The 26,508-nt window shown below is 61.2% G+C and carries 23 protein-coding genes and 1 pseudogene; 10 read left to right on the forward strand and 14 right to left on the reverse strand.

Annotated features, from left to right (window positions below; genetic code table 11):
- Positions 1-151 precede the first annotated feature (151 nt).
- The 10 genes and pseudogenes from cobA to GHO03_RS13250 form a co-directional block, all read right to left on the reverse strand.
- Entirely contained in the window at positions 152-928 is a 777-nt protein-coding gene (gene cobA / locus GHO03_RS13205; protein WP_095002496.1) for a uroporphyrinogen-III C-methyltransferase, read from the reverse strand.
- 10 nt (positions 929-938) lie between these two features.
- The gene (locus GHO03_RS13210; RefSeq protein ID WP_153399960.1) at positions 939-3,656 is read right to left on the reverse strand and encodes a nitrate reductase; all 2,718 of its coding nucleotides are present in this window, start codon (positions 3,654-3,656) and stop codon (positions 939-941) included.
- On the reverse strand, positions 3,656-3,973 hold the full coding sequence (gene nirD / locus GHO03_RS13215) for a nitrite reductase small subunit NirD (protein WP_095002498.1): 318 nt from the start codon (positions 3,971-3,973) through the stop codon (positions 3,656-3,658). Before nirD ends, GHO03_RS13210 begins: the two co-directional genes overlap by 1 nt.
- On the reverse strand, positions 3,970-6,423 hold the full coding sequence (nirB, locus tag GHO03_RS13220) for a nitrite reductase large subunit NirB (RefSeq protein ID WP_095002499.1): 2,454 nt from the start codon (positions 6,421-6,423) through the stop codon (positions 3,970-3,972). The genes nirD and nirB overlap by 4 nt, the downstream gene beginning before the upstream one ends.
- 317 nt (positions 6,424-6,740) lie before the next feature.
- Positions 6,741-8,411, reverse strand: a complete 1,671-nt coding sequence (locus GHO03_RS13225; RefSeq protein WP_153399962.1) for a bifunctional protein-serine/threonine kinase/phosphatase — start codon at positions 8,409-8,411, stop codon at positions 6,741-6,743.
- A 7-nt stretch (positions 8,412-8,418) separates the two neighbouring features.
- Positions 8,419-9,630: a NarK/NasA family nitrate transporter gene (locus tag GHO03_RS13230; protein ID WP_095002501.1), complete on the reverse strand. Its 1,212-nt coding sequence runs from the start codon at positions 9,628-9,630 to the stop codon at positions 8,419-8,421.
- A 226-nt stretch (positions 9,631-9,856) separates the two neighbouring features.
- Positions 9,857-10,432: an ANTAR domain-containing response regulator gene (locus tag GHO03_RS13235; protein ID WP_019827366.1), complete on the reverse strand. Its 576-nt coding sequence runs from the start codon at positions 10,430-10,432 to the stop codon at positions 9,857-9,859.
- A gap of 14 nt (positions 10,433-10,446) precedes the next feature.
- A complete protein-coding gene (locus GHO03_RS13240) occupies positions 10,447-11,658 on the reverse strand; it encodes a CmpA/NrtA family ABC transporter substrate-binding protein (protein WP_095020657.1) in 1,212 nt (403 codons plus the stop codon).
- 128 nt (positions 11,659-11,786) lie between these two features.
- Positions 11,787-12,067 (reverse strand): annotated as a pseudogene (locus tag GHO03_RS13245) (type II toxin-antitoxin system RelE/ParE family toxin).
- Positions 12,057-12,296 carry a type II toxin-antitoxin system RelB/DinJ family antitoxin gene (locus GHO03_RS13250; protein WP_095002587.1) on the reverse strand — a complete coding sequence of 80 codons (240 nt, stop codon included), beginning with the start codon at positions 12,294-12,296 and terminating at the stop codon, positions 12,057-12,059. Before GHO03_RS13250 ends, GHO03_RS13245 begins: the two are co-directional and overlap by 11 nt.
- A 505-nt stretch (positions 12,297-12,801) precedes the next feature.
- On the opposite strand from GHO03_RS13250, the gene GHO03_RS13255 reads away from it, so the two are divergent.
- The 10 genes from GHO03_RS13255 (at position 12,802) to GHO03_RS13300 (ending at position 22,353) form a co-directional block, all read left to right on the forward strand.
- Entirely contained in the window at positions 12,802-13,713 is a 912-nt protein-coding gene (locus GHO03_RS13255) for a TauD/TfdA family dioxygenase (protein ID WP_095002503.1), read from the forward strand.
- 36 nt (positions 13,714-13,749) lie between these two features.
- Positions 13,750-14,844, forward strand: coding sequence for an ABC transporter substrate-binding protein (locus GHO03_RS13260; RefSeq protein WP_095002504.1), 1,095 nt, complete (start codon positions 13,750-13,752; stop codon positions 14,842-14,844).
- A gap of 80 nt (positions 14,845-14,924) precedes the next feature.
- On the forward strand, positions 14,925-15,827 hold the full coding sequence (locus GHO03_RS13265; protein WP_130872483.1) for an ABC transporter permease: 903 nt from the start codon (positions 14,925-14,927) through the stop codon (positions 15,825-15,827).
- Positions 15,824-16,612, forward strand: a complete 789-nt coding sequence (locus GHO03_RS13270) for an ABC transporter permease (protein WP_095027123.1) — start codon at positions 15,824-15,826, stop codon at positions 16,610-16,612. The genes GHO03_RS13265 and GHO03_RS13270 overlap by 4 nt, the downstream gene beginning before the upstream one ends.
- A gap of 25 nt (positions 16,613-16,637) precedes the next feature.
- Positions 16,638-17,402, forward strand: a complete 765-nt coding sequence (locus GHO03_RS13275) for an ABC transporter ATP-binding protein (protein ID WP_095002507.1) — start codon at positions 16,638-16,640, stop codon at positions 17,400-17,402.
- Positions 17,403-17,433: 31 nt separating this feature from the next.
- Entirely contained in the window at positions 17,434-18,765 is a 1,332-nt protein-coding gene (locus tag GHO03_RS13280) for an LLM class flavin-dependent oxidoreductase (protein WP_130872484.1), read from the forward strand.
- A gap of 100 nt (positions 18,766-18,865) precedes the next feature.
- A complete protein-coding gene (locus GHO03_RS13285) occupies positions 18,866-19,897 on the forward strand; it encodes an ABC transporter substrate-binding protein (protein WP_095002509.1) in 1,032 nt (343 codons plus the stop codon).
- Positions 19,897-20,763, forward strand: coding sequence for an ABC transporter ATP-binding protein (locus GHO03_RS13290; protein WP_095031919.1), 867 nt, complete (start codon positions 19,897-19,899; stop codon positions 20,761-20,763). Before GHO03_RS13285 ends, GHO03_RS13290 begins: the two co-directional genes overlap by 1 nt.
- Before the next feature lie 2 nt (positions 20,764-20,765).
- The gene (locus GHO03_RS13295; protein WP_095018739.1) at positions 20,766-21,545 is read left to right on the forward strand and encodes an ABC transporter permease; all 780 of its coding nucleotides are present in this window, start codon (positions 20,766-20,768) and stop codon (positions 21,543-21,545) included.
- Positions 21,546-21,558: 13 nt separating this feature from the next.
- Positions 21,559-22,353: an ABC transporter substrate-binding protein gene (locus tag GHO03_RS13300; protein WP_153399964.1), complete on the forward strand. Its 795-nt coding sequence runs from the start codon at positions 21,559-21,561 to the stop codon at positions 22,351-22,353.
- Positions 22,354-22,459: 106 nt separating this feature from the next.
- Here GHO03_RS13300 and GHO03_RS13305 read toward each other — a convergent pair whose 3' ends face one another.
- The 4 genes from GHO03_RS13305 to GHO03_RS13320 all read right to left on the reverse strand — a co-directional run.
- Positions 22,460-23,686 (reverse strand): acyl-CoA dehydrogenase family protein, encoded by a 1,227-nt coding sequence (locus tag GHO03_RS13305; RefSeq protein WP_153399966.1) that lies wholly within the window; start codon positions 23,684-23,686, stop codon positions 22,460-22,462.
- 25 nt (positions 23,687-23,711) lie between these two features.
- Positions 23,712-25,418 carry an ABC transporter ATP-binding protein gene (locus GHO03_RS13310; protein ID WP_153399968.1) on the reverse strand — a complete coding sequence of 569 codons (1,707 nt, stop codon included), beginning with the start codon at positions 25,416-25,418 and terminating at the stop codon, positions 23,712-23,714.
- Positions 25,415-26,293: an ABC transporter permease gene (locus GHO03_RS13315; protein WP_095002515.1), complete on the reverse strand. Its 879-nt coding sequence runs from the start codon at positions 26,291-26,293 to the stop codon at positions 25,415-25,417. Before GHO03_RS13315 ends, GHO03_RS13310 begins: the two co-directional genes overlap by 4 nt.
- Positions 26,290-26,508, reverse strand: a 219-nt coding sequence (locus tag GHO03_RS13320; protein WP_153399970.1) for an ABC transporter permease subunit, incomplete at its 5' end; no start/stop codon positions are given. The genes GHO03_RS13315 and GHO03_RS13320, both read right to left, overlap by 4 nt.

The following is a 26,508-nucleotide window of genomic DNA, read 5'->3' on the forward strand; positions in this document are numbered from 1 at the left end:
CGTTGAGGCGAAGGGGGTCGTTTGAGATCACCCCTTCTGCGCCATTTCTGTAGATACTCTGTTGCCGGTCAACCCTCCCTGTGGGAGCGAGCCTGCTCGCGAAAGTCGTTCGCGAGCAGGCTCGCTCCCACAGTTAAAATTCCCTTCAGAACTAGCGGGTTGCCTGCATCGCGGGCAAGCCCGGCTCCCACACATTCTCCTCCCGTGATGGTTGTGCCGCGCTGGATGCCGCCACGCGACCAATCACCAGAATCGCCGGGCTCTTGAGTTCAAACGCCTGGGCATCTTTCTCCATCGCCGTCAGGTCGCTGCGGCATTCGCGCTGGTGGGGCAGGGAGGCATTTTCGATCATGGCCACCGGCATGTCCGCCGTCATGCCGCCCGCCAGCAATTGTTCGCGGATCTCGCTCAACTTTGCTACCCCCATATACACCACCAGGGTCGTGCCGCTTTGCGCCAGCGCCTGCCAGTTCACCTGGCTGTCATCCTGGGTGTGTGCCGTCACCAGCGTCACGCCACGGGCCACGCCGCGCAGGGTCAGGGGGATAGCGCATTGCGTCGCGCCAGCCAGGCCGGCCGTGATGCCATTGACCAGTTCCACCTCAACCCCGTGTTCACGCAACCACTGTGCTTCTTCGCCGCCACGGCCGAAAATGCATGGGTCGCCGCCCTTGAGTCGAACCACGCATTTGCCGTGGCGGGCATAACGCAGCATCAGGCGATGAATAAACGCCTGTGGAGTCGAACGGCACCCTCCGCGTTTGCCCACCGAAATCACCCGCGCAGCGGGGCAATGCTCCAGCACCGCGTCATTGACCAGATCGTCAATCAATACGACATCTGCTTCGCGCAGGGCGCGCACGGCCTTGAGCGTCAGCAGTTCGGGATCACCCGGCCCTGCGCCCACCAGCCAGACTTTTGCACTCATTGTGATTTCCTCACGGGTTAATGGCGACTGGCTGCGCCTGGGCAGTCAGCAAGCGCTTGATTTGCGGGACACAGGAGCCGCATTGCGTGCCGCAGCCCAACGATCTTTTCAGTCCCTGCAAGTCCAGCCCTTGGGCGATGCCAGCCTCAATCACGCTCTGACTGACGTTCTTGCAATTGCACACAATCGAGTTGCCAGCGGTCGGGGCGTTGGCGTTGCCCGGTGGCGCGCTCAGTGGCGCCAGCAGCCAGCGGCGCAATTGCTCGTCGGCGCGGCCTTCCTGCCACAGGTTTTGCAGCCAGTGCCGTGCCAGGGTTTCGCCCGCCAGACGAATCGCAGTGATGCTTCCGTGCTCGATGCGCACCCGCTTGCCAATGGCGCGGCGCGGGTCGTCGTAAGCCAGTACCGGCCCCTCGTTGAGCCCCAGGCATTGATCAATCTCGCGTAGCAGTTGCGGATCGGGTGCGCTGGCGCTGGCGGCACGGATCAGTAACGCAGGGCGCTCGCGGCCAGTCAGGCTGAAACTGACGTACGAAAAGGTTTCGCAGAGCTGGCGCAGTGTCTCGAAGTTCTGTTGAACATCACCCTCGATCAGGGCGAAAAGGTGCCAAGGTAATTGCGCCGGTTCCAGGCGCACGGCGCTGTGTTTGAGTTCCGGTTGTTTGGACAGCGGGTCAAACGCTGGCACGGTCAAGGTGTTGACCCCGCCCTTGAGGAAGCGGTCACCCCAGTGCATCGGCAAAAACGCCTGCCCCGGGCGCACGCTGTCGTCGCTGCTGACTGGAACAATCACGGCGCCGCGCCGACTCTTGAGGCTGACCAGATCTCCGGGCTGCAGGCGATGACGGCGCAACTCGTCCGGGTGCAGGCTCAACACCGCTTCGCTGACGTGACCGAACAATTGCGCGGCCGTGCCGGTGCGGCTCATGCCGTGCCATTGGTCGCGCAGGCGACCAGTGATCAGCGTGAGGGGGAAGCGTGCGTCGCGCTGCTCCTTGGCGGCGCGGTAGGGCTCGGCCACGAACTGCGCACGACCGGTGGCGGTAGGGAATACCGCGTCCAGATACAGCCGCGCAGTGCCTTCACGGGCCCCTATCGGGAAAGGCCACTGTTGCGGGCCGATGGCATCGAGCACTGCATGGCTGATACCCGACAGGTCCAGATCACGGCCAGAGGTCAGGTGCTTGTATTCGTCGAACACCTGGGCTTCAGTTTCAAATGCAAACAGGCTGCTGTGCTCGGGACGCAGATGTTTTTCCAGGCGCTGTGCGAAATCCACCGTAATTGCCCAGTCTGAACGGGCTTCGCCCGGTGCCGGAATGGCTTTGCGTACATGGGAAATACGCCGTTCAGAGTTTGTCACTGTGCCGTCCTTTTCCCCCCAACTGGCGGCGGGCAACAGCAGGTCGGCGAAGGCCGCGGTTTCGGTGGTGTGAAACGCCTCTTGCAGCACCACAAACGGGCAGGCCTGCAACGCCGCCCGCACGGCAGTCTGGTCCGGCATGGATTGCGCGGGGTTGGTGCAGGCGATCCACACGGCCTTGACCTTGCCGCTGGCCATTTGCTCAAAGAGTTCGATGGCGCTCAGGCCGGTGTTCTGTGGCAGTTGCTCAACCCCCCAGTAAGCGGCGACTTCGGCCCGGTGTTCGGCATTGGCCGCATCACGATGGCCGGGTAACAAGTTGGACAGGCTACCGGTTTCGCGCCCGCCCATGGCATTGGGCTGACCGGTAAGCGAGAACGGTCCTGCACCCGGGCGGCCGATTTGCCCGGTGGCCAGATGCAGATTGATCAGGGCGCTGTTTTTCGCGCTGCCGGCGGTGGACTGGTTCAGGCCCATGCACCACAGCGATAAAAAACTTGGCGAGGTGCCTACCCATTCGGCGCATTGCTGCAGTTGCTCGACGCTGATGCCGCACAATTGCGAGACCATCTGCGGGGTGTAATCGCGCACCAGACTTTTCAGCTCGGGCAGGCCCTGAGTGTGGGCCTGGATAAAGTCGCGATCGACCCAGTCTTCCCACAGCAATAAATGCAAAATTCCGTGAAACAACGCGACGTCGGTGCCCGGTAAAATTGCCAGATGCAGGTCGGCCAGATCGCAGGTATCGGTACGCCGCGGGTCGATAACGATGACTTTCATCTGCGGACGTCGGGCTTTTGCCTCCTCCAGGCGGCGAAACAGTACCGGATGTGCGTAAGCCATATTGCTGCCGACGATCATCACGCAATCGCTCAGCTCCAGGTCTTCATAGCTGCAAGGCGGCGCATCGGCGCCCAGGCTTCGTTTGTAGCCGACCACGGCCGAGGACATGCACAGCCGCGAATTGCTGTCGATATTGTTGGTGCCCACCAGCGCCCGGGCCAGTTTGTTGAAGGCGTAGTAATCCTCGGTCAGCAACTGCCCCGAGATATAAAACGCCACGCTGTCGGGGCCGTGCTCGGCGATGGTGGCGGCGAACACATTGGCCGCGTGATCAAGGGCGCTGTCCCAGTCGCTGCGACCACGGGCCAGCGCCTTGCCCAGGCGCAGTTGCGGGTACAGCGCGCGGGCATTGAGGTCGCCGGTCAGGTGCAGGGTCGAGCCTTTGCTGCACAGCTTGCCATAGTTGGCCGGATGCGCCGGATCGCCGCTGACGCCGAGAATACGCTCGCCATCATGTTCGATCAGCACGCCGCAGCCGACCCCGCAGTAGCAGCAGGTGGAGGCGGTGATCTGGCGGCTCATCAGCCTGCATCCCGCAAGGCCAACTGCACACGGCCATTTTCGACCCGAGCCTGATGGTGGTGGGCGCAACCGATATCCGGGGCCTGGGCTTCGCCGCTTTGCAGATCGATCTGCCAGTTGTGCAGCGGGCAGGCGACGCGCTTGCCGTAGATCAAGCCCTGGGACAACGGGCCGCCCTTGTGCGGGCAGCGGTCGTCGAGGGCGAACACTTCGTCGTCGCTTGTGCGAAAAATCGCGATATCACCCTTCGGTCCGCTGATGATCCGTGAGCCCAGGGTGTTGATTTCTTCAAGTGAACAGATATCGAGCCAGTTCATGCCGGCACCTCCAGATTGTTCACGGGGATGACCTCGAACTCCTTTTTCAGCAACGGCTGCACCAGGCGCTCTTTCCACGGGTCTTGCTCAAACGACAGGGAAAACTGCAGGCGATCATTGAGCGCCTTGCGCCGTTCGGGGTCTTCAAGCACCGCCTTTTTGATGTGCTCCATACCGACCCGTTGCAGGTAATGCACGGTGCGCTCGAGGTAGAAGGCCTCTTCGCGATACAACTGTAAAAAGGCACCGTTGTACTCGCGGACTTCTTCAGCCGTTTTGAGTTTGACGAAGAACTCGGCAACCTCGGTTTTGATCCCGCCATTACCGCCGATATACATCTCCCAGCCGGAGTCCACGCCGATAATTCCTACGTCCTTGATGCCTGCTTCCGAACAGTTGCGCGGGCAACCGGACACTGCCAACTTCACCTTGTGCGGCGACCACATATTGAACAGATCGTGTTCCAGTTCGATGCCCAGTTGCGTCGAGTTTTGCGTGCCGAAGCGGCAGAACTCGCTGCCCACACAGGTCTTTACCGTGCGGATGGATTTGCCGTAGGCATGCCCCGAGGGCATGTCCAGATCCTTCCACACGCCCGGCAGGTCGTGTTTTTTTATCCCCAGCAGATCGATGCGCTGCCCGCCGGTAACCTTGACCATCGGCACGTTGTACTTGTCGGCCACATCGGCAATACGCCTCAGCTCGGAGGGGTTGGTGACGCCGCCCCACATCCGCGGGACGACGGAATAGGTGCCGTCTTTTTGAATGTTTGCGTGGGCCCTTTCGTTTATTAGCCGTGATTGCGGATCATCGCGGGCCTCTCCCGGCCAGGTGGAAATCAGGTAGTAGTTGAGCGCCGGGCGGCAGGTGGCGCAGCCGTTGGGCGAGCGCCAGTTCAGGTAGCGCTGGGTGTCGGCGATGGTCAGCAAATGTTGCTCGCGAATGGCCCGGCGGATTTGTCCGTGGTTCAGGTCGCTGCAGCCGCAGATGGCTTTTTCGCTTTTGGGTTTGACGTCCGCCGCGCCCCCCACGGTGTTGATCAAAATCTGCTCCACCAACCCCGCGCATGAACCGCAGGAGCTGGCCGCCTTGGTGTGCTTTTTGACCTCATCAACGCTGAACAGCCCGTGCTCTTGAATAGCCTTGACGATGGTGCCCTTGCACACGCCATTGCAACCGCAGATTTCGGCGGTGTCGGCCATGCTCATGGCCTTGTCCTGGCCCTGATGGCCGACATCGCCTATGGCATTTTCACCAAACATCAAATGATCGCGGATCTCACCGATGGCGTGATTCTCACGGATTTGTCGGAAGTACCAGCCGCCGTCTGCGGTGTCGCCGTATAGGCAGGCTCCCACCAGAATGTCGTCCTTGATCACCAGCTTTTTGTAGACCCCGCCGATCGGGTCGCTGAGGGTGATGATTTCAGTGCCTTCACCGCCCATAAAGTCGCCTGCCGAGAACAGATCGATGCCGGTGACCTTCAGTTTGGTCGACGTGACCGAGCCCTGATAGCGGGCAAAACCCAGTTGTGCGAGGTGGTTGGCGCAGACCTTGGCCTGCTCGAACAGTGGCGCCACCAGGCCGTAAGCGATGCCGCGATGGCTGGCGCATTCGCCGATGGCGTAAATGCGCGGGTCGTAGGTTTGCAGGGTGTCGTTGACGAGAATGCCGCGATTGCAGGGGATGCCCGCCTGCTCGGCAAGCTCGGTATTGGGCCGAATACCGGCAGCCATCACTACCAGATCTGCAGGGATGATCTCGCCGTTCTTGAACTCCACCGAGCCCACCCGGCCATTGCCAGCATCGTGCAGGGCATTGGTCTGTTCGCGCAGGCGAAAATGCAGGCCGCGTGCTTCAAGAGCATTTTGCAGCAGTTGGCCGCTGATCGGGTCGAGTTGGCGATCCAGCAGCCATTCGCCGATATGCACCACGGTCACATGCATGCCGCGCAGCATCAGGCCATTGGCTGCCTCCAGCCCCAGCAGTCCGCCGCCGATGACCACCGCGTGTTTATGGGTTTTGGCGGTATCGATCATCGCCTGGGTATCGGCAATATCGCGGTAGCCGATCACACCGTCCAGGGTGTTGCCGGGGATCGGCAGGATAAAGGGCGTAGAGCCGGTGGCAATCAGCAGACGGTCGTACTCGGCTTCGGTACCGTCTTCGGCGATAACCCGGCGCCTGGCCCGGTCGATCTGCACCACCTTGCGGTTGAGCAGCAGCTTGATGTTGTTGTCCAGGTACCAGTCCAGATCGTTGAGCACTATCTCCTCGAAGGTCTGTTCCCCGGCCAGAACGGGCGAGAGCAGGATACGGTTGTAGTTGGCGTGAGGTTCGGCGCCGAAGACCGTAATCTCGTACAGCTCGTTGCTCAGTTTGAGCAACTCTTCCAGGGTGCGAACCCCGGCCATGCCGTTGCCGATCATCACCAGTTTGAGTTTTTTCATCAGGTTCTCCGCGAGCAAGGCCGGCCTTCTGGGGGGCATTGCGGCCTTGCTCGACACATTGTGCAAAAACAAAAAAAGGCGTCCCGCTAGTTGCCTAGCGAGGACGCCTTTGTCCTTGTCCCGTTCTCTCGGGAAACCTGGTATTCGTCGTTGAAGACCGGGTTTTATGTTTGATGGATTAGCTAATGCAGTGGTTGTGCCAAGTTGACAAGAGCCCGTGTTTACACGATGTCTGGATATTCGCGGGGTGTTTTTGTGCACCGATGCAATGCGCCTCGCCCGTTATTGGGGCGCCGCTTGCCCTGTAGCGAACACCTTTATGGGTGAGACAGCAAAAATATCAGCACCAGATTTATCAACAACGACACTGATGCCACCGTCCGCCATACCTTTAACGGCTCGCGCTCCAGCAAGGGCCGGGGGCGCACGCTCAAGCTCTGGCGCTCACCCTGCTCCAGTTGTAGCAGCCATTCTTCGGCCGTTTCAAAGCGTTGCGCCGGATTGGCGGCAACCCCGCGCTCAAGGTTATGGGCAATCCACTCCGGCAGATCGGGTCGATAACGACTGGCGCTGACAGGCATACCAAAGCGCGGACGCTGAAATGCTTCGATTTCTCCGTAGGGGTAATGCCCGGTCAGCAGGTAATACAACGTCACGCCCACGGCGTAGAGATCCTGTCCGGGGCTGGGTTTTTCGCCGCGAAAGGCTTCCGGGGAGAGATAACTGGGTGTGCCGGGCAACGTTGATGGCAGATCCTCCGACAGACCGGGGCAGTAGGCCAGCCCAAAGTCCAGCAAGCGCAATTCACCGTCGTCACCCAGCAACAGATTGTGCGGTTTGATATCGCGATGAAAAATCTGCCGTCGGTGTAACAGGCCCACAGCTCGCAACAGGCGCTCGGCCAGATCCAGCCATTGTGCCAGGGGCAGAGGCCCGCGCTTGGTATAGAGATTTTCCAGGGTGGTGCCTGGATATTCACGCATCACGTAGTACAAATGCTGACGCTGGCTGGCGGGGTGCACCTCGGGGAAATGACGACCCGCCACGCGCTTGAGGAACCATTCTTCCGATAGCAGCGCTTGCCCTGCCAGGTGATCGTCGTGCAGATGGGCCGGCAGGGTTTTCAGTAGCCAGGGCTGTTGCTGCGCATCCCGCACCCGGTAGAGCAGTGATTGCTGGCTCTGGCCAACATGGCTTTCGACCTGCCAGTTTTCAAAGTGTTGCCCCGGTTTGAGCGCGGGCGGTAGTGGCCATTGCTGCAGTTGCGCCAGGGCGTCGCCGATGGCGCTTTCCCCCAGAGCGTCGACCCTCACCAGCAGAGCGCTGGCATTGTCCTGACTGCCTGCCCGATGCGCGGCATTCACCAGCGTGCTGGCGGCGCTTTGCAGGTCGGGTAGATCACGCAACAGGGCGGCTATGGCGGTATCGCCCAGGGTCGACCATATACCGTCACTAAGCAGCACAAAGGTCTCGCCCTGTTGCAGTTCACCGTCCAGAAAATCCACCACCAGATACTGATCCAGCCCCAGCGCCCGCTTGAGCACATGCTGCATACCCGGCTGGTCCCAGACGTGGTCTTCACTGATGCGCTGCAAGGTTGTGGCGTGCCAGCGGTAGACCCGGCAATCACCCACATGGGCCAACGTAAAACGCCTGCCGCGCATGACCACAGCACTTACCGTGGTCAGCAGCGGTTGCCCGCCGCCATTGACCCGCAGCCAGCTATTTTGCGCTTGCAGCAAACGTTCCAGTGCCTGGGCGACGCTCCAGGTTTCTGGTGTGGCGTAGTAGTCCAGCGCCAGTGCCTGCAACGTCGAACGGGCGGCCAGGCCGCCATCGGCGCATTGGCTGACGCCATCGGCAATGGCAAATAAATGCCCTTTGCTCGCCGCCAGCATGGGCACAGGCGTGACCTCGCGCAGTGCGTCCTGATTCTCTGCGCGAGAGCCGATGGCGCTGGCGTGGGCGAAACTCAGTTGCAGACTCATCGCAGCCTCACACTCGGGCAGCGGTCACGGCAGCCGAGCCCCAGGTTGTTCTCCAGCGGCGCTTGACCCCGTGCAGGCCGAACCAGGCCAGTACGCCAAGGCTGGCAAATAACCACAAGGCCAGTTGATAGCTGCCGGTGCTTTGTTTAATCGCGCCCATGCCTGCTGCGAGGGCGAAACCACCAATGCCGCCTGCCATGCCGATCAAGCCCGTCATAACGCCAATTTCACGACGAAAGCGCTGAGGCACCAATTGGAAAACTGCCCCGTTACCTGCACCCAACCCCAGCATTGTGCAGACGAAAAGCGCCAGTGCTGCATAGGAGCTTGGCAGGTTGAAACCCACGGCGGCGATGCTGATGGTCGCCAGGGTGTACATCCCCAACAGGGTACGAATACCGCCGAAGCGATCCGCCAGCGCACCGCCCAGCGGCCGCATCAAACTACCGCCAAATACACAGGCGGCTGTGTAGTAACCCGCCGTCACCGGGCTTAGTCCGTATTGATCGTTAAAATAGCCGGGCAGGGCGCTGGCCAGGCCGATAAAGCCGCCGAACGTCACGCTGTAGAAAAACATGAACCACCAACTGTCGCGGTCGCCCAGGGCCTTGAAGTAATCGCTCATGGACTTGGCCACGGGCCGTTCCGGGGCGTTTTTGGCCAGCCAGGCAAATACGAAAATGCACAGCACCAGCGGGATCAGGGCAAAGCCGAACACATTGCTCCAGCCATACGCCGCTGCCAGCACCGGGGCCAGTAGCGCAGCGAACACCGTGCCAGAGTTGCCTGCACCGGCGATGCCCATTGCCTTGCCCTGGTGTTGCGGTGGATACCACTGCGAGGCCAGCGGCAACGCAACGGCAAACGAGGCGCCAGCCATGCCCAGAAACAGTCCCAGCAAAAGAGCCTGCTCGTAGCTGTGAATACCGTGCTTCCAGGCCACAAACAACGCACCAATAACAATGACCTGACCGATCAGCCCGGCGGTTTTGGGAGACAGGCGATCAGCCAGCAGGCCCATCACAAAGCGCAGCACGGCCCCCGCGAGGATCGGCGTGGCCACCACCAGCCCACGCTGTTGCGTGGTCAGGTGCAGGTCGGTGGCAATTTGCACGGCCAGTGGGCCGAGCAGATACCAGACCATAAAACTCAGGTCGAAATACAGAAACGCCGCGAACAGGGTTGGAGTATGGCCGGACTTCCAGAAGCTTGAATTCATCGCGCACCTCAACGGTTGATCGTTTTTAGAAGAAGAGTTGCGATGGGGCGCCGTAACGGCCGCACCACCGGCCCCGGTCGCTGGGGCCAAAACGAAAAAACGCCGCTGCCGGATCCGCCATGGGCGAATCAGGGGAGCGACGTCTCTGTCGTAGATGGGGCAACCGCCGTTGGTTACCGGTAAGGATTGCTTAGCGAAAACTGTGCCAATTGAGGAGGATCATGGGTCAACCCAGAAGCTCACTCATGGCTATGATCTGTTCCGCCACCTGTATCAGTTTTTGTTGGCGGCTCATGGCCTGGCGGCGCATCAGGGTGTAAGCCTCTTCTTCGTTGCAGCTTTTCATCTTCATCAGCAGACCCTTGGCCAGTTCGATGCGCTTGCGCTCGGCCAGTTGCTGGTCGCGGGCATGCAGTTGGGCGCGCAGGGCCTGGTCGCTTTCGAAGCGAGCCATGGCCACATCGAGAATTGGCTGCAAGCGCTGTGCGTGAATGCCTTCGACAATGTAGGCGCTAACCCCTGACTTGATCGCCTGACGCATCACGCCGGGGTCGTGCTCGTCGGTGAACATGACAATCGGTCGTGGTTGGTCCCTAGACACCAACACCACTTGCTCCATCACATCGCGGCTTGGCGACTCGGTATCGATCAGGATCACGTCCGGGCGCACCGTTTCGACGCGAGCAGGCAGGTCGATGGTCAGGCCCGACTCATCGATTACCTCAAATCCGGCTTCACTCAGCGCGGCTTTCAGGCGGCCGACTTTTTTCGCCGTGTCGTTGATCAGCAAGATACGCAGCATGGGGGTGGCTCCGGTCAACGACGGGCAGCAAGAGGAGCGCGGGTGCTCATGGCATGCAGCGCAAAGCTTCGGGCATAGCCTGCGGGATCCGAGCCGTCCCACACCTTGCCATCGAGCAACTGGCTGCTGCGCATGTTTGCGGCACCTGCCGGCACGTTAACGGCGTTGGCCGCGTCGCGGTACAGGGCCAATTGCTGAACCTGACGGGCAACACCGAGGTAGTCCGGGTCTTCGCGCAGCAAGCCCCAGCGGCGGAACTGGGTCATAAACCACATGCCATCGGACAGGTACGGCAGGTTGACCTCGCCGTCACCATAAAAACGCAGGGCGTGCGGGTCTTGCCAGTGCTTGCCCAGGCCGTCGTTGTAGTCGCCGAGCAGGCGCGGCGCGATGCACTCTACGGGTGCATTCAGGTACTCGGGGGCGCTCAGCAATTGTGCGGTACTGCGACGGTTTTCGTGATTTTGTTCGATAAAACGGCTGGCTTCGAGAATTGCCATCACCAGCGCCCGGGCGGTATTGGGGTATTGCTCGACAAACGCGCGGGTGCAGCCGAGGACCTTCTCCGGGTGGTCGGGCCACAGCGCCTGAGTAGTGGTGAGGGTGAACCCCATATTTTGTTTGACCGCGCTGTCGGCCCAAGGCTCGCCGACGCAAAAGCCGTCAATGCGACCTGCCAGCAAGTGCGCAACCATCTGTTGCGGTGGTACCACTACGCTGTTGACGTCTTGCAGCGGATGAATGCCCTGACTCGCCAGCCAGTAATACAGCCACATGGCATGAGTGCCCGTGGGAAAAGTCTGGGCGAAGGTCAGTTTCGATCGACTTTGGTGCACGTGTTGTTGCAACGCCTCAGGACGGGTCACGCCCAGGGCCTGTAAACCGTGGGAGAGGTTGAGGCTCTGGCCGTTTTGGTTAAGCCCCATGAGTACGCTCATGTCGGTGGCCGCCACGCCGCCAATGCCCAGGTGCACGGCGTAGATCAGCCCGTAGAGGCTGTGGGCGGCGTCGAGCTGGCCGTTGACCAGATTATCCCGCAGGCTGGCCCAGGACGACTGGCGCTTGAGGTTCAGCGTCAGCCCGAAGGGCTGGGCGAACCCTTGAGTGGCGGCCACCACCACCGAGGCACAATCGCTGAGGGCCATAAAACCGAGATTGATTTCGGTTTTTTCCGGGGCATCGCTGCCGTTGACCCAGGCCAGAGGCCCGGCGAGTGATTCGTTCATGGGAGGCAGCACCTTGGCAAAAGCATACTGCGAGGGTGCAAGGCATATGCCAGAGGTGTTGACCCAGTTGAAAACCTGGATTTTACAGGGCTTTGGATTTGCGCTTGCCTTTAATGGGGTGGCTTACTTCAAACGGTCTGCGCCTTGCGATACGCGGTCTCGTGTTCGCGCTTGTCAACGGCGACGACGAACACCACAACCTCTTGATCAATGACCTGATAGATCAGTCGGTAACCCGCGCTGCGTAACTTGATTTTGTAGCAATCGGGCAGCTTGCGCAGCCGGTTGGCTTCAACGCGGGGGTTGAGCAACACCTCTGACAGTTTGCTCTTGAGTTGCTGCATGACCGGTTTGCGAGCTTGTGCCATTCCTTGAGTGCGCGCTGGTCAAACTCAAGATCAAAGGTCATCCAGTGTTACCTTGACCCTTTGCGGTGCAGCCAGGCGTTCGCGCACAGTGTTGATGAGGGCTTCGTCTTCTTCGGTTACCAGCATGGGGCGAAAGGGCAGTTGGCCGCGTTCGGCTACGTACTGAAATGCCTGGCGGACCAGTTCAGAGGGGGTGACACCCAGGCGCTCAAGTTCCTGGTAAGCGCGGGCTTTGAGTTCATCGTCAATGCGAATGTTGATGGAGGCCATGGCTTTGACTCGTGTAATGACGTTTGTCATTACGCTGACCTCTGCCCGTTTCTTTTGCAAGTGCCATTGGGCGGTTAAGTGTTCTGCGTTGTTCATATGCGCTCCTGAATTTAAGCCACCAAACCAAAGAAGGGTGGTCAGTTCTGTGAGCCTAGCTAGAGATAATCAGGTGATTCGTACGACGATTCGCTTTCATTCCCGTGAAACATCCGAGCGTAATTCCGCTCGCTTGCGCCTGTCCAAATCGGGGAAGAGTCTCGCTCCACCGCTGCTCAATGGCCGGTTGCCACGTCGTAAAGCGGTTATGCGCGAGCCAGGCAAACAGGTGAATAATTGAAAGGGTTATTAACTTACAACTGAAAAGTTTATAACCATTTAACGTCGCTAACACCGGACATGTTCTATAAAACTGCTCATCTATCGTTAGACTAAAAAGTGATTGGCTGCCCGAGTTTTTATGCCTTTATGATCTGTTCACAACAACTCGTGAAGCAGGAGTGGGGCGATGACTATTCAAGTAAAACCCGTAGCGGGTCGAATTGGTGCACAACTTGAAGGCGTAAAACTGGGCGGTGATATCAGTGGCGAAACATTCGAGTTTATTCATCAGGCCTTGTTGAAATATAAAGTCCTGTTCTTTCGCGACCAGCATTTAAGCGACGCCGAGCACGAAGCATTTTCCCGCCGCTTCGGTGATCAGGTGCCCCACCCGACCGTGCGCTCTGCCGAGCAAAGTTCCGCCATCCTGCACCTGGACGCCAAGGAAACCCGCGCCAACTCCTGGCATACCGATGTGACCTTTGTGGCCAATTACCCGAAAATCTCCATCTTGCGCGGTGTGGTCATTCCACCCTATGGCGGCGACACGGTGTGGGCCAATACCGCCTCGGCTTATAACGATTTACCCGAGCCATTAAAGCAACTTGCGGACAACTTGCGCGCCCTGCACACCAATGTTTATGACTATGCGACGCCTCGCGGTACCGATGAGTCCGGTCTCAAGCGCTATCGCGAACAGTTCACTGCCGAAGTTTATGAAACTGAACATCCGCTGGTTCGCGTTCACCCGGAATCGGGCGAAAGAAGTTTGTTGCTGGGCCACTTTGTCAAAGATATTCAGGGTGTGAGCAGCAACGATTCCAAGCAACTGATTCGCCTGTTCCATGACCGCATTACCCATGTCGACAACACCGTGCGCTGGCGCTGGCAGGAAGGTGATGTGGTGATCTGGGATAACCGCGCCACCCAGCATATTGCGATCAACGACTACGGCGATGCCCCGCGCATCGTACGTCGCACCACCATCGACGGCGATGTGCCGGTGGGTGTCGACGGCCGCCTGAGCCAGGCGCTCAAGCCGACCCCGGACACCCGCTCGCCGAAAACCGAAGCCGACAAAAAACACCTCGCCGCCTGACGGCCCGCGCCTTATTGCTTCAAGGAAGACCTGCCCATGGCCACATTCAAAGTAAATGCCCTGTTGCGCAAGACCCGCATTGCCGCCGTGCTGGCGGCGGTCATGGCTGTTCCGCTGGCCGAGGCCGATGTGTTGCGCGTCGGTGTGGCGAGCGCCGGTGGCGGTGATCCGGTCACGTTCAGTGGCTCGCCGCTGGGCATCGTGCGCAACCAGCAACTGCTGGAAAAAGCCTTCGCCGGTACCGGCACCGAGGTGCAGTGGTTCTTCTTCAAAGGCGCTGGCCCTGCGGTCAACGAAGCGTTGTCCAACCAGCAGCTGGACTTCGCCTATCAGGGTGATCTGCCGGCGGTGGTCGGGCGCTCCAACGGGCTGGACACCAAACTGCTGGCAGCACTGGGGGTGCGGGCCAACCTGTATCTGGCGGTGCCAAAGGGCTCTGACATCAAGACCATCGAAGACCTCAAAGGCAAGAAGGTCGCGGTGTTTCGCGGCACCAACGGTCATCTGGTGTCGATCAACCTGCTGGCAGCGCACGGCATGAGCGAGCGCGATATCAAGGTGATCAACCTCGATGCCGGCAGTACCCAGGCAGCCCTGGTTTCCAATGGCGTGGATGCGGCCTTCGGTGGTCGTGAGCTGTTCAAGCTGCGTGACAAGGGCCTGATCGACATCGTTTACGACAACCCTGCCCAGGATGTGCGCTACACCCGTCAGACCGCCTTGGTGGTGCGCGGTGCCTATGAAAAAGAGCACCCGGGCAATGTGCAAAAAGTCGTCGATACCCTGGTGGATGCGGCGAAATGGGCGTCCGAAGACAGCCATCGTGATGAGGTGTTCAGCGAGTGGGCCAAGAGCAACGACCCGGTGGACTCACTGCGCGCCGACTTTACCGGGGTCAGTTTGCGGGACCGGAATTCGCCGCTGATCGACACCTTTCTGGTGAGTCGCTACCAGGCAGTGGCAGAGCAGGCCAAGGACGAAAAGCTGATCCGCCGCCCGGTGAGTATCGAAGGCTGGTTTGAGCCGAACTATTTGCAGACCGCGTTGAAAGCCAAGGGCTTGGAGAGCTTCTGGACGGCCTATGGCGTGGATGGCAAACAGCCCGCCGGCAATGCGGTAGCGGGCAAGTAGCTGCATACCCTTATGGGGATACCCCTGTGGGAGCCCACAGGGAATCCGTTTTTTGTAGTAGCAACAAAGGAGCCAGGCATATGGCCAGGGCACAGACCGTCATACCGCAGCAGTACGCACCGGCGCTACCCAAGGGCAACGTCAAGCGTTTGCCACCGGCCCCGGCACGCCCGGTACGCAAGGTCGAAGTGCCGCGCACCTCGGCCTGGGCCACGACCCTGGGTGACCGGAGCTTGCCCTGGCTCTTGCCGCTGACCCTGCTGGGCCTGTGGTATCTGGGGGTTGAGCAGGGCTGGCTGTCAGAGCAGGTCTTGCCGCCGCCAGCCTATGTTTACGAAACCCTGTCGGATCTCTTTGCTTCTGGCGACCTGTGGATAAATGCTGCCGCCAGCCTGCAGCGGGTAGTCGTCGGGTTTGCCCTGGGGGGCGCTATCGGTGTGGCGCTGGGGCTGGCGATGGGGTTGTCGAAAACCGTCGAGGATTATCTGCTGCCCACCTTCAATGCCATTGTGCAAATCCCGGTCTTGGGCTGGTTGCCGTTTGCCTTGTTGCTGTTCGGCATCGGCGAGCCGCTCAAGTACGTGCTGATTGCCAAGGCGGCGATGGTGCCGATCACCCTGTGCACCTTGCAGGCTTTCCACCAGGCGCCCAAGGGCTTGCTGGAAGCAGGGCGGGCCTATGGTTTCAGCCGCTGGCAAAGTGTGGTGTTTATCGTGTTGCCGGCGGCTATCCCGACCCTGTTTACCGGCCTGCGCCTGGGCTTCACCAAGGCCTGGCTGTCGCTGGTAGTGGTTGAGCTGGTGGCGTCGAGCGAAGGGCTGGGTTACCTGATTGTCTATGGTCGCCAACTGTTCCAGCTGGATCTGGTGATGGCCGCCGTGGTGGTGGTCGGGGCGATCGGCCTGGTGATCGACCGTGGTTTTGATTATGCCGAGCGCCGCCTTAATCGTGGCCGCGCATCGGTAGCGGGGCGCCTGTCATGAGCAGCGCATTGGCTATCAGTCATGGCAGCAGCCGTCGCTATCGCGGCTGGGTGTTGCCGATCAGTGCCGTCGCCCTGTGGTGGCTGGCTTCGCATTTGGGCTGGAGCCAGTCCGGGCTGCTGGTTTCACCGGAGAAAGTGGCGGCCACGGCCTGGGACCAGATCGCTTCGGGCAAGTTCTGGCGGGCCATCAGCGCCAGCCTGACGCGCAACCTGAGCGGCTTTTTTATCGGCACCGCCCTGGGCCTGGTGCTGGGTTGCCTGCTGGGCCTGTCGCACTATTTCGAGCGTTTGGTAGGCCCGAGCTTCAACACCTTCAAACAGATTTCGCTGTTCGCCTGGATCCCTCTGATCTCGGTGTGGTTCGGCCTGGGCGATGTGGCCAAGGTGGTGTTTTTGTCACTGGCGGCCCTGGTGCCGGTGGTGGTCAATACCTGCGACGGCCTGCGCAATGTGCCGCCCAACCTGCTGGAAGTGGCGCGGGTCTACCGCTTCAGCCGTTGGCAGACCATCGTCGGAGTCATGCTGCCCGCCGCCTTGCCCTCGATTTTCACCGGGCTGTATCTGGCGCTGGTGTACTCGTGGCTGGCGACCATCGGCGCCGAATATCTGCTGGTGTCGGGGGAGGGCATCGGCAACACGCTGATCGATGGCAGCGAGCATTTCATGATGGACCTGGTGCTGTTCGGCATGGTGGTCATCGGCCTGGTGGGCTGGAGCCTCAATGCCCTGGCCCGAATTTTTGAGCGACGCATGCAACGCCTGTACGGCATTGAACCGCGTTGATCGGCACTTTCAAAAGGATTGCAGCATGCTCAATAACAGCCTGACCCTGGAAAACATCAGCAAGCGCTTTGCTTCGCGCCCCGGTAGCAGCAGCCAGTTGCAAGTGCTGGACAATATCCAGCTGGATATCGCTCCCGGCGAATTTATCAGCATCGTCGGTGCCAGCGGTTGCGGCAAGTCCACCCTGCTGCGCCTGATTCTGGGCCTGGACGAGGAGTACGAGGGGCGCATCCTGCTCAATGGCCAGCCCATCGACGGCACGGGGCTGGAGCGCGGCATCGTGTTTCAGGATCACCGTTTGTTCCCCTGGCTCAACGTTGAACAGAACGTTGCCGTGGCGCTGAAAAACTCGCCGCTGAGCACAAAGGAAAAGCGCGACACCGTGCGCGAACATATCGAACTGGTGGGCCTGCAGGACTTTATCGACGCCTACCCGCACCAGATTTCCGGCGGCATGGCCCAGCGTGTGGCGATTGCCCGGGGGCTGGTCAACCGCCCCAGCGTGCTGTTGCTCGACGAACCCCTTGGCGCCCTCGATGCTCTGACCCGGGCGCGCTTGCAGGGCGAGCTGCAAAACATCTGGGCCAAGGAAAAAATCACCATGATCCTGGTGACCCACGATGTGGATGAGGCTGTGTTTCTCGGTGATCGCGTGGTGGTCATGCAGCCCAACCCCGGGCGTATCCGGCGCATCCTCGATATCGACCTGCCGCGCCCGCGCAACCGCAGTGACAGCCGCTTTATCGCCCTGCGCGACGACGTGCTGAGTGACTTCGCCGAATTGCATTGAACCCCTGCCACCTGAATTCAGAGAACAGAACATGTCCGAACGTCAGCTCAGCCTCAACCTGTTTATCTACCCCAACGGCCATCACGAAGCCGCCTGGCGCCACCCGCAGTCAGTGCCGGAGTCGTCAATGGACATTGGCTACTACCAGCAGCTGGCGTTACGCGCCGAGCGCGAAAAGCTCGATGCGATTTTCTTTGCCGACTCGCCGTCACTGGCCGAAAGCGGCCGCGAAGGCCTGCGCATCCGCTTCGAGCCGGTGACCTGGCTGGCAGCCATTGCGGCGGTTACCCAGCGCATCGGCCTGATTGCCACGGCCAGCACCACCTACAGCGAACCTTACAACCTGGCGCGTTCGTTCAGCGCGCTGGATCACCTGAGCAAGGGCCGTGCGGGCTGGAACATTGTCACCACGTCAATGGCTGCCGCAGCGGCCAACTTTGGGCTTGATGAACACCCTTCGGCCCATGATCGCTACGCCCAGGCCGAAGAGTTCGTACAGGTGGTCGGTGACCTGTGGGACAGCTGGGAAGACGATGCGCTGGTGCTGGATAAAACCGCCGGGGTATTTGCCGACAGCGGCAAGGTGCACTCGATCAACCACGTCGGCGCTTACTATAAGGTCAAGGGCCCGCTGAACTCGCCGCGTTCGCCCCAGGGGCGACCGGTGCAGGTGCAGGCCGGCTCATCCGAGGATGGTCGTGATTTTGCCGCCAGGCATGCAGAAGCCATCTTTACCGCGCACCAGACGCTGCAAAGCGCCACGGAATTTGCCAATGACATCCGCGCCCGGGCGAAAGCCGTGGGCCGCGACCCGCGCCAGCTGAAAATTCTTCCGGGCATCAGCCCATATATCGCCAGCACCGAAGCCGAAGCCCAGCGCAAGTTTGATGAACTCAATGAGCTGGTATTGCCCCACGTGTCCCTGGGCCAATTGCGGCGCATGTTGGGTGTGGACTTGTCGGGTCAGGATCTGGACGCCCCGTTTCCGCGCCATCTGATCAACTTCGAAGGCGTCGAAAGCCAGTCCAGCCGCTTCAAGCTGATCATCGATATTGTCGACCGCGAAAACGTCACCTTGCGCCAGCTGATCAACCGCCTGGCGGGCGCGCGCGGGCATTGGGTGCCGGTGGGTACCCCGGTGCAGATTGCCGACTTGATTGAGCAGTGGTTCCGCAGCGGTGCGGCCGATGGCTTCAACGTGATGCCGCCGGCATTCCCCGATGGTTTTGAAGTCTTCCTCGACGAAGTGCTGCCGATCTTGCGCCAGCGCGGCTTGTTCCGCAGTGAGTATGCGGGCAGCACCTTGCGCGAACACTACGGCCTGACTCGCCCGGAGTCGCGCTACACCCTGAAAACCGCCTGACTCCCCCCACCCTAGTGGGAGCGAGCCTGCTCGCGAAGCAGGCCTTGATGCCTTCGCGAGCAGGCTCGCTCCCACAATTCAAAACCCACAAGGAGCGGGCATGAACCCGATCAACAACAGAAGAGCATTCCTGCGTAGTTGCGCGGTATTGGGTGCGGTCGGCGCTGCGGGCATTCTGCTGCCCGGCTGCGAAAAAAAGGACAGCGGCGCTAAAAGCGCCGCCGTGATCAAGAGCCGCGCCGATCAGGTGGTGGACTTCAAATACCCCGACAACCCCTCATTCGATCTGGTCTATGTCGCCGACTCCCTCGGCTATTTCGAAGGCTCGCGGGCACGGCCCAAGTACATCGGCCGTATTGCCGCGCCCCAGATCATTCCATTGACCGGCACCGGCGAAATAGACTTCGGCGCGCGCATGGTACCGCTGGTGATTTCAGCCATCGCCAGTGGTCTTGACCTCAAGGTGGTGGCCGCCGGCGGCAAGACCCTGCAAGAGGCTCCGCACATGAAATACTTCGTGCGCGACGACTCCGGCATCGTCAAGCCCAAAGACCTGGAAGGCAAGACCGTAGGCTTCAACAGCTTTGGCGCCTGCGCCGAATTTGTCACCAAAAAATACCTGCGCGAGCAGGGCGTCAATGTCGACAAGATCAACTGGGTGGTGGTGCCGGACAACCAGGCCGAGCAGACCCTGGCCACCGGCAATATCGACATTGCAATCATTCATCCGCCATCGTCCGGCGGTGCCGAGCACAACCCGGCATTGCGCAAGCTGTGGAGCGACTACGATCTGGATGGCGGGTTGGGCGGCATGGCGCCCTACAGTGTGTATGGCAAGTTCAGCCGCGAGAACCCGGAGGCTACCCGCGACGTTGTAAACGCGATCGCCCGCGCGGCCAACTGGGTCAATGCCAACCCCGACGACGCGCGCAAAATCACCTCCGAGCGCATCGGCATGAAGCTCGAGCTGGTGGAGCGCTTTGCCTATGTCGATGACCTGGTAGTGACCGAGCCGCCGATTCAGTACTACATCGACATTCTTGAAAACGAAGGCAAGATCAAAAAAGGTTCGATAGGGGTCAAGGATGTCTACACCAACGACTTCAACCCGTTCGCCCGGGGGCATGCCTGATGCCGGAACACAAGATCGTCGCCCGTGACCTGAGCATGGAGTACCGGGCCTTGAATGAAGCGGGGCGAGAGGAGCGGGTGCCCGTGCTGGAGGGGTTTGAACTGCAGGTACGCGAGGGCGAGTTCCTGTCCATCCTCGGGCCTTCGGGCTGCGGCAAGTCGACCTTTATGAATATCCTTGCAGGGCTTGCGCACAAAACCGGCGGCGACCTTCTGGTCGATGGCCGGCCCCTGCAGGGCATCAACCGTAACCAGGGTGTTGTGTTCCAGGGCTATGCATTGCTGCCCTGGCGCACGGTGCTCGACAACATTGCCGTGGGCCTGGAGATCCGCGGGGTGGCCAAGGCCCGGCGGCTGGAAACTGCCCGCGAATACCTGGAGCTGGTGGGCCTCAATGGCTTCGCCTCGCGCTACCCTCACGAGTTGTCCGGCGGCATGCGCCAGCGCGTAGCGATTGCCCGCTCGCTGGCCTACAACCCGGATGTGCTGCTGATGGACGAACCTTTCGCCGCCCTCGACGCGCAAACCCGCGAGACCCTGCAGAGTGAGTTGCTGCGCATTTGGGATACGCACAAAAAAACCATCGTGTTTATTACCCACAGCCTGGATGAGGCGATTTTCCTGTCGGACCGGGTGGCGGTGATGACCCAGCGCCCGGGGCGGATCAAGGAGATCTTCGACATCGACCTGCCGCGCCCGCGCCAGCCGGAATTGCGTAATACCCAGGCCTTTGTGCACTACCGCCAGCGTGCCTGGGAAGCCCTGCGCGACGAGGTCACAGACGTGGCCCGTGAGCCCGTTGCGGCGCCAGTGCCTCAGAACTGGCAGAGCATCGCGACCCTGGGTGGTTATCGGATTGGAGTGTAAACATGGGCTTTAAATTGACTTCACGGCGGGTGATCGAAAGCTCGGTGGGTATTGTCCTGTTCCTCGCCCTCTGGGAGGCCTTGCCGCAATTGGGCGTGGTCAACCCCGGCTACCTGAGCCCGCCATCGGCGGTGCTGGGTGCGGTGCTGGACCTGGCCAGCAGTGGCGATCTGATCAAGCACTTGCAGGCCAGCCTGTTTCGTTCCTTTGCCGGACTGCTGCTGGCGATTGCCTGCGGTGTCAGCCTGGGGTTGATAATGGGCTGGTTTGCACGGGTCGAACATGTGCTTGATCCGTTGTTGCAGTTCTTCCGCCAGACCTCGGCGCTGGCATTGTTTCCGGTGTTTATTCTGTTTCTGGGTATCGGTGAACTGTCGAAAATCGCGATCATTTTCTGGGCGTCGTTCTGGCCGATCCTGTTGAGTACCATCAGCGGCGTTAAGCAGGTCGACGGGTTGCTGATCAACTCGGCGCTGTCGATGGGCGCGAACCGCTGGTTTCTGTTTACCAAAATAGTGCTGCCGGCGGCGTCGCCGTCGATCTTTACCGGGATTCGTCTGGCGGGGGCGTATTGCATCACGGCACTGGTGGCCGCCGAGATGATTGGTGCTCATTCCGGGTTGGGCTTCCTCACGCTGAACTCCCAGGAGGTGTTCCAGATTCCCAGCATGTACGCAGGCATTTTGCTGCTGGCGGTGGTGGGTTTGCTGCTCAACTTTTTGCTGGCCTTGCTGGAACGGCGCTTTACCTACTGGCGTCGGGGCTTGCGCCACGGTGGTTAGGTGGCTGGCAGCAATGGTGCTTGGCGCTGTGTCGCTGGTCGCCTGGCAATGGCCATTGGCACCGGGTGAGATGCCTCGTGGGCCGCTGTTGCAGGCAGCCGAACAGCGCCAGGTCTTGCGTGTGGGCGTACGCAGTTACCCACGGCCGAGTCTGGGGCAAGAGGCGCTGGTGGCTGAGCCGGATGAACTGGACAGTCAGTTGGCCGAGGCCCTGGGGGCTTACCTTGGACTGAAGGTGCAGTTGCAGGCATTGCCGCAGAGTGGCCCGTTGAGTGACGGCCACCTCGACCTGGTCATTGCCGGCAGTCTGAAACTGCCGGTCGAAGCTGACCGGGTGGCGAGCTTGCGGGATTTACCGGTGCATTACCGTGCGGGGGCGTTGATTGGCTTGCGCAATGCTCCCGCCCGTCCTGTGCGCGGGCAAAGCGTATGCCTGGCGATGGGTAGCCCGTGGGCGCAAACCCTGCAGCAACAGGGCGCCGAGCTGCGCACTTATGTGTCGTCGATCCGTGCCGCGGTGGCGTTTATGGCGGGCGAGTGCAACCTGCTGGCTGAAGAGCGCAACAGCTTGCAGGCGCTGGCACAGGCACCGGACTGGCGCTTCTATGCGCTGCTACCGCAGACCTTGAAGGCAAGCAGCGACCTGCGGGTTTACCTGCCCGTAGTCGACAAGCAGAGCCGCGCGTTGATCAATGCGGCACTGCGCGACTGGCAGGCCCGTGGCGGCCAGAACCGTGCATGGGAGCTGCGCAGTAATGCGTTGCTGGTGGACAGCCTGAAGATCGGCGACGGGCTGGTGTGTCACTGAGCGATACCACGCCACGGTGGGAGCGGGCTTGCTCGCGATGCAAACGGTGAGGTCTGTCAGGCAAACCGCGTCGATGCCATCGCGAGCAAGCCCGCTCCCACAGGGTTTACTCCGCCACACCAATGCGCCATTGCGCCGGTGGCGGTGTGCCGTTCACCGCAAAATCCCCCACGATGCGACTCTTGTAAATACGCGGGTTATGCGACGACAGCGTGCGCGCATTGCGCCAGAAACGGTCCAGTCCCAAGGGCTTGAGGGTGGCCGATGCACTCAGTGCATCAAACAGATCGCCACTGGCCTTGATGATCAAGTCCGAGACTATGGTTTGCGACTGCGCCACTTCCAGTTCGGCAATATTCACGGCGTGGCTCAGGGCGTGTTCATCATTGCTCAAATGGGCCTGATGGACTCGCTCCAGCGCCTGGAAGTTCTGCGCTGCAATAGCGCCGGCGGCATAGGCCGCGCTGCGCAGGTTGCCCACCACTTGCAGCACTTGCGGGTCGTGGGCCACGCGCGGTGCATTGCCGCTGCTGAAGCTGCGGGTGCGCCTGGCCACATGCCCGGCAGTTTCTTCGGCCAGCGCGCGGCCAATCCCGGTCAGGGTTGCCGTGTGCACAGACTGGAAAAAAGCCGGTGAATAGCGAAAGCGGTTTTCAGCCAGGATCACATTGAGCGGGTCCACCGGCACTTCGCGAAAATGCGCGGTGCCGCTGGCGGTCAAGGTCTGGCCGAAACCGTTCCAGTCGTCGATGATTTCCACCCCCGGATCATTGGTGCGCACCGTCACCGATACGCGCTGTTCATCCGGGTTGTTGGCGCTGACATCGACCCAGTCGGCATACAGCGCACCGGTGGTGTAGAACTTGCTGCCACTCAATTGCCAGTGGCCGCCGTGCAGGCTCAGGCGGGTGCCGAATTCAAGCTGTTTGGCATTGCCCACTTCGCCGGACGCCGGGCTGACGGTTTCGCCACGACCCAGGCGCTCCAGCCACACGCCCTGATACTCAGGGTCGCGGCTGTTGAGCAGGTTTTCACAAAAACCGAAGTGCCCGCGCAACGATTGCACCAGGTTGGAGTCGGCCTCGGCGAGTTCGATCAGCAGGTTGAACAGTTCCGGCAGGCTGGCGCCGGCACCGCCATATTCCTTGGGCACGCGCAGGGTGGTGAAGCCTGCCTCCTTGAGCCATTGCAACTCCTGGAGCGGCAAGCGCCGCTCCAGTTCGCGATCTACGGCTCCTTGACGAATCTGCGCAAAGACCGGCCGATAACGGTCCGCCAATGCTTCGTATCGCGCCGACGGGACGGCGCCCCAGGCAGAGTCAATTTGCGACATGTCGTGCTCCTTGGCGTTGAGCGGTTTACCAGCCGACGGCAAAGCGCAGGCCGGATACAGGTTGAGGGGCCGGTTCCGGCGCAGCGGCGCCGGGGATCGCCGCCAGCAGGCGACGGGTGTAGGGGTGCCGGGGTGAATGCCAGAGGGTTTGCGGGGTGGCCTGTTCGACAATTTGCCCTTGTTCCATCACCAGAATCCGGTCGGCGAAATAGCGCACTACCGACAGGTCGTGGGAGATAAACAGATAGGACAGGCCCAGCTCTTCGCGCAGCTCCACCAGCAGGTTGAGGATCTGCGCCTGGGTCGAAACATCCAGCGCCGATACCGGTTCGTCGCAGATCACCAGCCGCGGCTTGAGGATCAACGCCCGGGCAATGCCGATGCGCTGGCGCTGGCCACCGGAAAACTGATGGGGCAAGCGCGCCAGGCTGCTGCGCGCCAACCCCACGGCATCGAGCATTGCGAAGCGGGCCTGCTGGCGTTGGCCCGGGTCGGTCTGCCCGTGCAGGCGCTGCACCCGATCGAGAATGCTCTCCACGCTGTGGCGCGGGTTAAGCGCCGCGTAGGGATCCTGAAAAATCATTTGCACCTGACGGCGCCAGCCCAGCAGCGACTCGTCCTTGAGGCTGGCAATATCGCGTCCGTCGAATTCGATTGTGCCACTGCGTGCGGGCAGTAAACGCAGCAGGGTGCGACTGAGGGTCGACTTGCCGCAACCCGACTCGCCCACCAGGCCCACGCTCTCACGCTCGCCCACTTCAAGGCTGATGCGGTCAAGTACGGTGCTGTTACCATAGCCGGTGGTCAGGTCGCTGACCTTGAGCAGCGCCGGGTTGCCCGTGGGTGCCCGAGGCTGGCGGCCCGGCGCGTAGAGGGTGGACTTGACGCCATAGCGGGTGGCCTGCTCCGACTGGCGCTCGACATTGATTTCAGCCAGACGGTTACTCAAGTAATGCTGCTTATGTTCAGCCCCCAGCGACGCCTGCAGCAGGCCTCGACTGTAGGGGTGTTGCGGGTGCTCAATCAGGTCGCGGGTCGACCGGCTTTCCAGGGCGTGGCCATCGTGCATCACGATGACCCGGTCGGCGTGCTGGCCGACCACGCCCATATCATGGGTAATCAGCAGCAGACCCATGCCCAGCTCGCCCCGCAAACGAGCCAGCAACTCAAGGATCTGCGCCTGCACGCTGACATCCAGCGCCGTGGTCGGCTCGTCGGCGATCAACAGTCGGGGCTGGCAGGCAATCGCCATGGCGATCACTACCCGCTGGCGCTGGCCGCCCGACAAGTGCTGTGGGTACTCACGTAAATGCGCTGCCGGGCGCGGCAATTGCACCAGGGCGAACAGTTCTTCGGCCCGCTGCCAGGCCTGGCGCCGGGTCAGGTCAGTGTGGGTCAGCAGGATTTCGCTGACTTGCTCACCCAGGGTGAGTACGGGGTTGAGGCTCGACAGCGGGTCCTGAAAGATCATGCCCTGTGCACTGCCCTGCAATTGGCGCCGTTGGCGGGGGGGCATGGCCAGCAGGTCGCGGCCTTCGAACAGCACCTGGCCGCCCAGCCGGGCGTTGTCCGGCAGCAGGCCCATCAGGGCCAGAGCCGTGGTGGATTTCCCGCAGCCGGACTCACCCACCAGCGCCAGTGTCTCGCCGGCTTGCAGGGTGAAACTCAGGTCTTTGACGGCATCGGCGTTGTCGTAGCTCACGCGCAAACCGCGTACGTCCAGCAGGCTCATGGGATATACCGTCGCAGGCGAGGGTTGAGGGCGTCATTGAGACCGTCGCCCAGAAGGTTGAGGGCCAGCACCACGAAGATGATTGCCAGCCCCGGCAGGGCGGTGAGGTACCAGCCGCTGGCGATCTGCTCGCGGCCACTGCCGAGCATGGCGCCCCAACTGGCCTGATTCGGGTCGCTCATGCCGAGGAAGGCGAGCCCGGCTTCCACCAGAATCGCCTGGGCAATCAGGATCGAGGTGGTGACCACCAGCGGCGCGAGGGCGTTGGGCAGGATTTCGCGCAGGATAATCGCGCTGTTGCCGAAGCCCAGGCTGCGCGCGGCAGTGACAAAGTCGGCTTCACGCAGGGTACGGAACTCGGCGCGTACCAGGCGTGCCACCGTGGGCCATGAGGAGATACCGATCGCCAGCGCGATAACCCCCAGCGTCGGGTTGCCGATGGCCACGATCACGATCACCAGCAAAAAAGACGGCACGGTCTGGAACACTTCGCAGAGGCGCATCAGCACATCCCCCAGCTTGCCGCCGTGGTAGCCGGCCAGAGCCCCGACCAGCCCGCCGATCAGCACGCTGATCAGGGTGGCGCTGGCGGCAATCAGTAAAGACCCGCGGGCCCCGTGGGCGATCCCGGCAGCTACGTCGCGGCCCAGTGAGTCGCTGCCCAGAAAGTAGCCCGGATCGTCGCCGGGCCACAGCATCGGCATGGCGACCATATCCAGCGGGTCACCGGGGTAGAGCGTGCCCGCCAGCAGTGCCAGGGTCAGCACCAGTGCCAGCATGGTCGCGCCAATCAGCGCCGAGGGATTGCGCAACAGGGCCGTCCAGACGCTTTCGCTGTAGCCGGTCGGAGCGTTTGGCAGTACGGCAGTGGTCATGGGGCAGCTCCTTTTCTGTCGACCTGGATACGCGGGTCGAGCCAGGCTTGCAGCAGGTCGACGGCGATATTGATCACCACCACCAGCATCGATGACAGCAGCAGGATGCCCAGCAGCAGGTTGTAGTCACGGGACATCACCGCCTCGAGGGTGAGACGGCCCAGGCCGGGCCAGCCGAACAGGGTTTCGGTGACGGCGGCGCCGCCGAGCAGGGC

The organism is Pseudomonas sp. FSL R10-1339 (assembly GCF_009600545.1).
GTDB lineage: Bacteria > Pseudomonadota > Gammaproteobacteria > Pseudomonadales > Pseudomonadaceae > Aquipseudomonas > Aquipseudomonas bubulae.

Bases quoted from the DNA above. Each gene is read 5' to 3' on its own strand.
- cobA (WP_095002496.1), bottom strand. From the start codon at position 928: ATGAGTGCAAAAGTCTGGCTGGTGGGCGCAGGGCCGGGTGATCCCGAA.
- GHO03_RS13210 (WP_153399960.1), bottom strand. From the start codon at position 3,656: ATGAGCCGCCAGATCACCGCCTCCACCTGCTGCTACTGCGGGGTCGGC.
- nirD (WP_095002498.1), bottom strand. From the start codon at position 3,973: ATGAACTGGCTCGATATCTGTTCACTTGAAGAAATCAACACCCTGGGC.
- nirB (WP_095002499.1), bottom strand. From the start codon at position 6,423: ATGAAAAAACTCAAACTGGTGATGATCGGCAACGGCATGGCCGGGGTT.
- GHO03_RS13225 (WP_153399962.1), bottom strand. From the start codon at position 8,411: ATGAGTCTGCAACTGAGTTTCGCCCACGCCAGCGCCATCGGCTCTCGC.
- GHO03_RS13230 (WP_095002501.1), bottom strand. From the start codon at position 9,630: ATGAATTCAAGCTTCTGGAAGTCCGGCCATACTCCAACCCTGTTCGCG.
- GHO03_RS13235 (WP_019827366.1), bottom strand. From the start codon at position 10,432: ATGCTGCGTATCTTGCTGATCAACGACACGGCGAAAAAAGTCGGCCGC.
- GHO03_RS13240 (WP_095020657.1), bottom strand. From the start codon at position 11,658: ATGAACGAATCACTCGCCGGGCCTCTGGCCTGGGTCAACGGCAGCGAT.
- GHO03_RS13250 (WP_095002587.1), bottom strand. From the start codon at position 12,296: ATGGCCTCCATCAACATTCGCATTGACGATGAACTCAAAGCCCGCGCT.
- GHO03_RS13255 (WP_095002503.1), top strand. From the start codon at position 12,802: ATGACTATTCAAGTAAAACCCGTAGCGGGTCGAATTGGTGCACAACTT.
- GHO03_RS13260 (WP_095002504.1), top strand. From the start codon at position 13,750: ATGGCCACATTCAAAGTAAATGCCCTGTTGCGCAAGACCCGCATTGCC.
- GHO03_RS13265 (WP_130872483.1), top strand. From the start codon at position 14,925: ATGGCCAGGGCACAGACCGTCATACCGCAGCAGTACGCACCGGCGCTA.
- GHO03_RS13270 (WP_095027123.1), top strand. From the start codon at position 15,824: ATGAGCAGCGCATTGGCTATCAGTCATGGCAGCAGCCGTCGCTATCGC.
- GHO03_RS13275 (WP_095002507.1), top strand. From the start codon at position 16,638: ATGCTCAATAACAGCCTGACCCTGGAAAACATCAGCAAGCGCTTTGCT.
- GHO03_RS13280 (WP_130872484.1), top strand. From the start codon at position 17,434: ATGTCCGAACGTCAGCTCAGCCTCAACCTGTTTATCTACCCCAACGGC.
- GHO03_RS13285 (WP_095002509.1), top strand. From the start codon at position 18,866: ATGAACCCGATCAACAACAGAAGAGCATTCCTGCGTAGTTGCGCGGTA.
- GHO03_RS13290 (WP_095031919.1), top strand. From the start codon at position 19,897: ATGCCGGAACACAAGATCGTCGCCCGTGACCTGAGCATGGAGTACCGG.
- GHO03_RS13295 (WP_095018739.1), top strand. From the start codon at position 20,766: ATGGGCTTTAAATTGACTTCACGGCGGGTGATCGAAAGCTCGGTGGGT.
- GHO03_RS13300 (WP_153399964.1), top strand. From the start codon at position 21,559: ATGGTGCTTGGCGCTGTGTCGCTGGTCGCCTGGCAATGGCCATTGGCA.
- GHO03_RS13305 (WP_153399966.1), bottom strand. From the start codon at position 23,686: ATGTCGCAAATTGACTCTGCCTGGGGCGCCGTCCCGTCGGCGCGATAC.
- GHO03_RS13310 (WP_153399968.1), bottom strand. From the start codon at position 25,418: ATGAGCCTGCTGGACGTACGCGGTTTGCGCGTGAGCTACGACAACGCC.
- GHO03_RS13315 (WP_095002515.1), bottom strand. From the start codon at position 26,293: ATGACCACTGCCGTACTGCCAAACGCTCCGACCGGCTACAGCGAAAGC.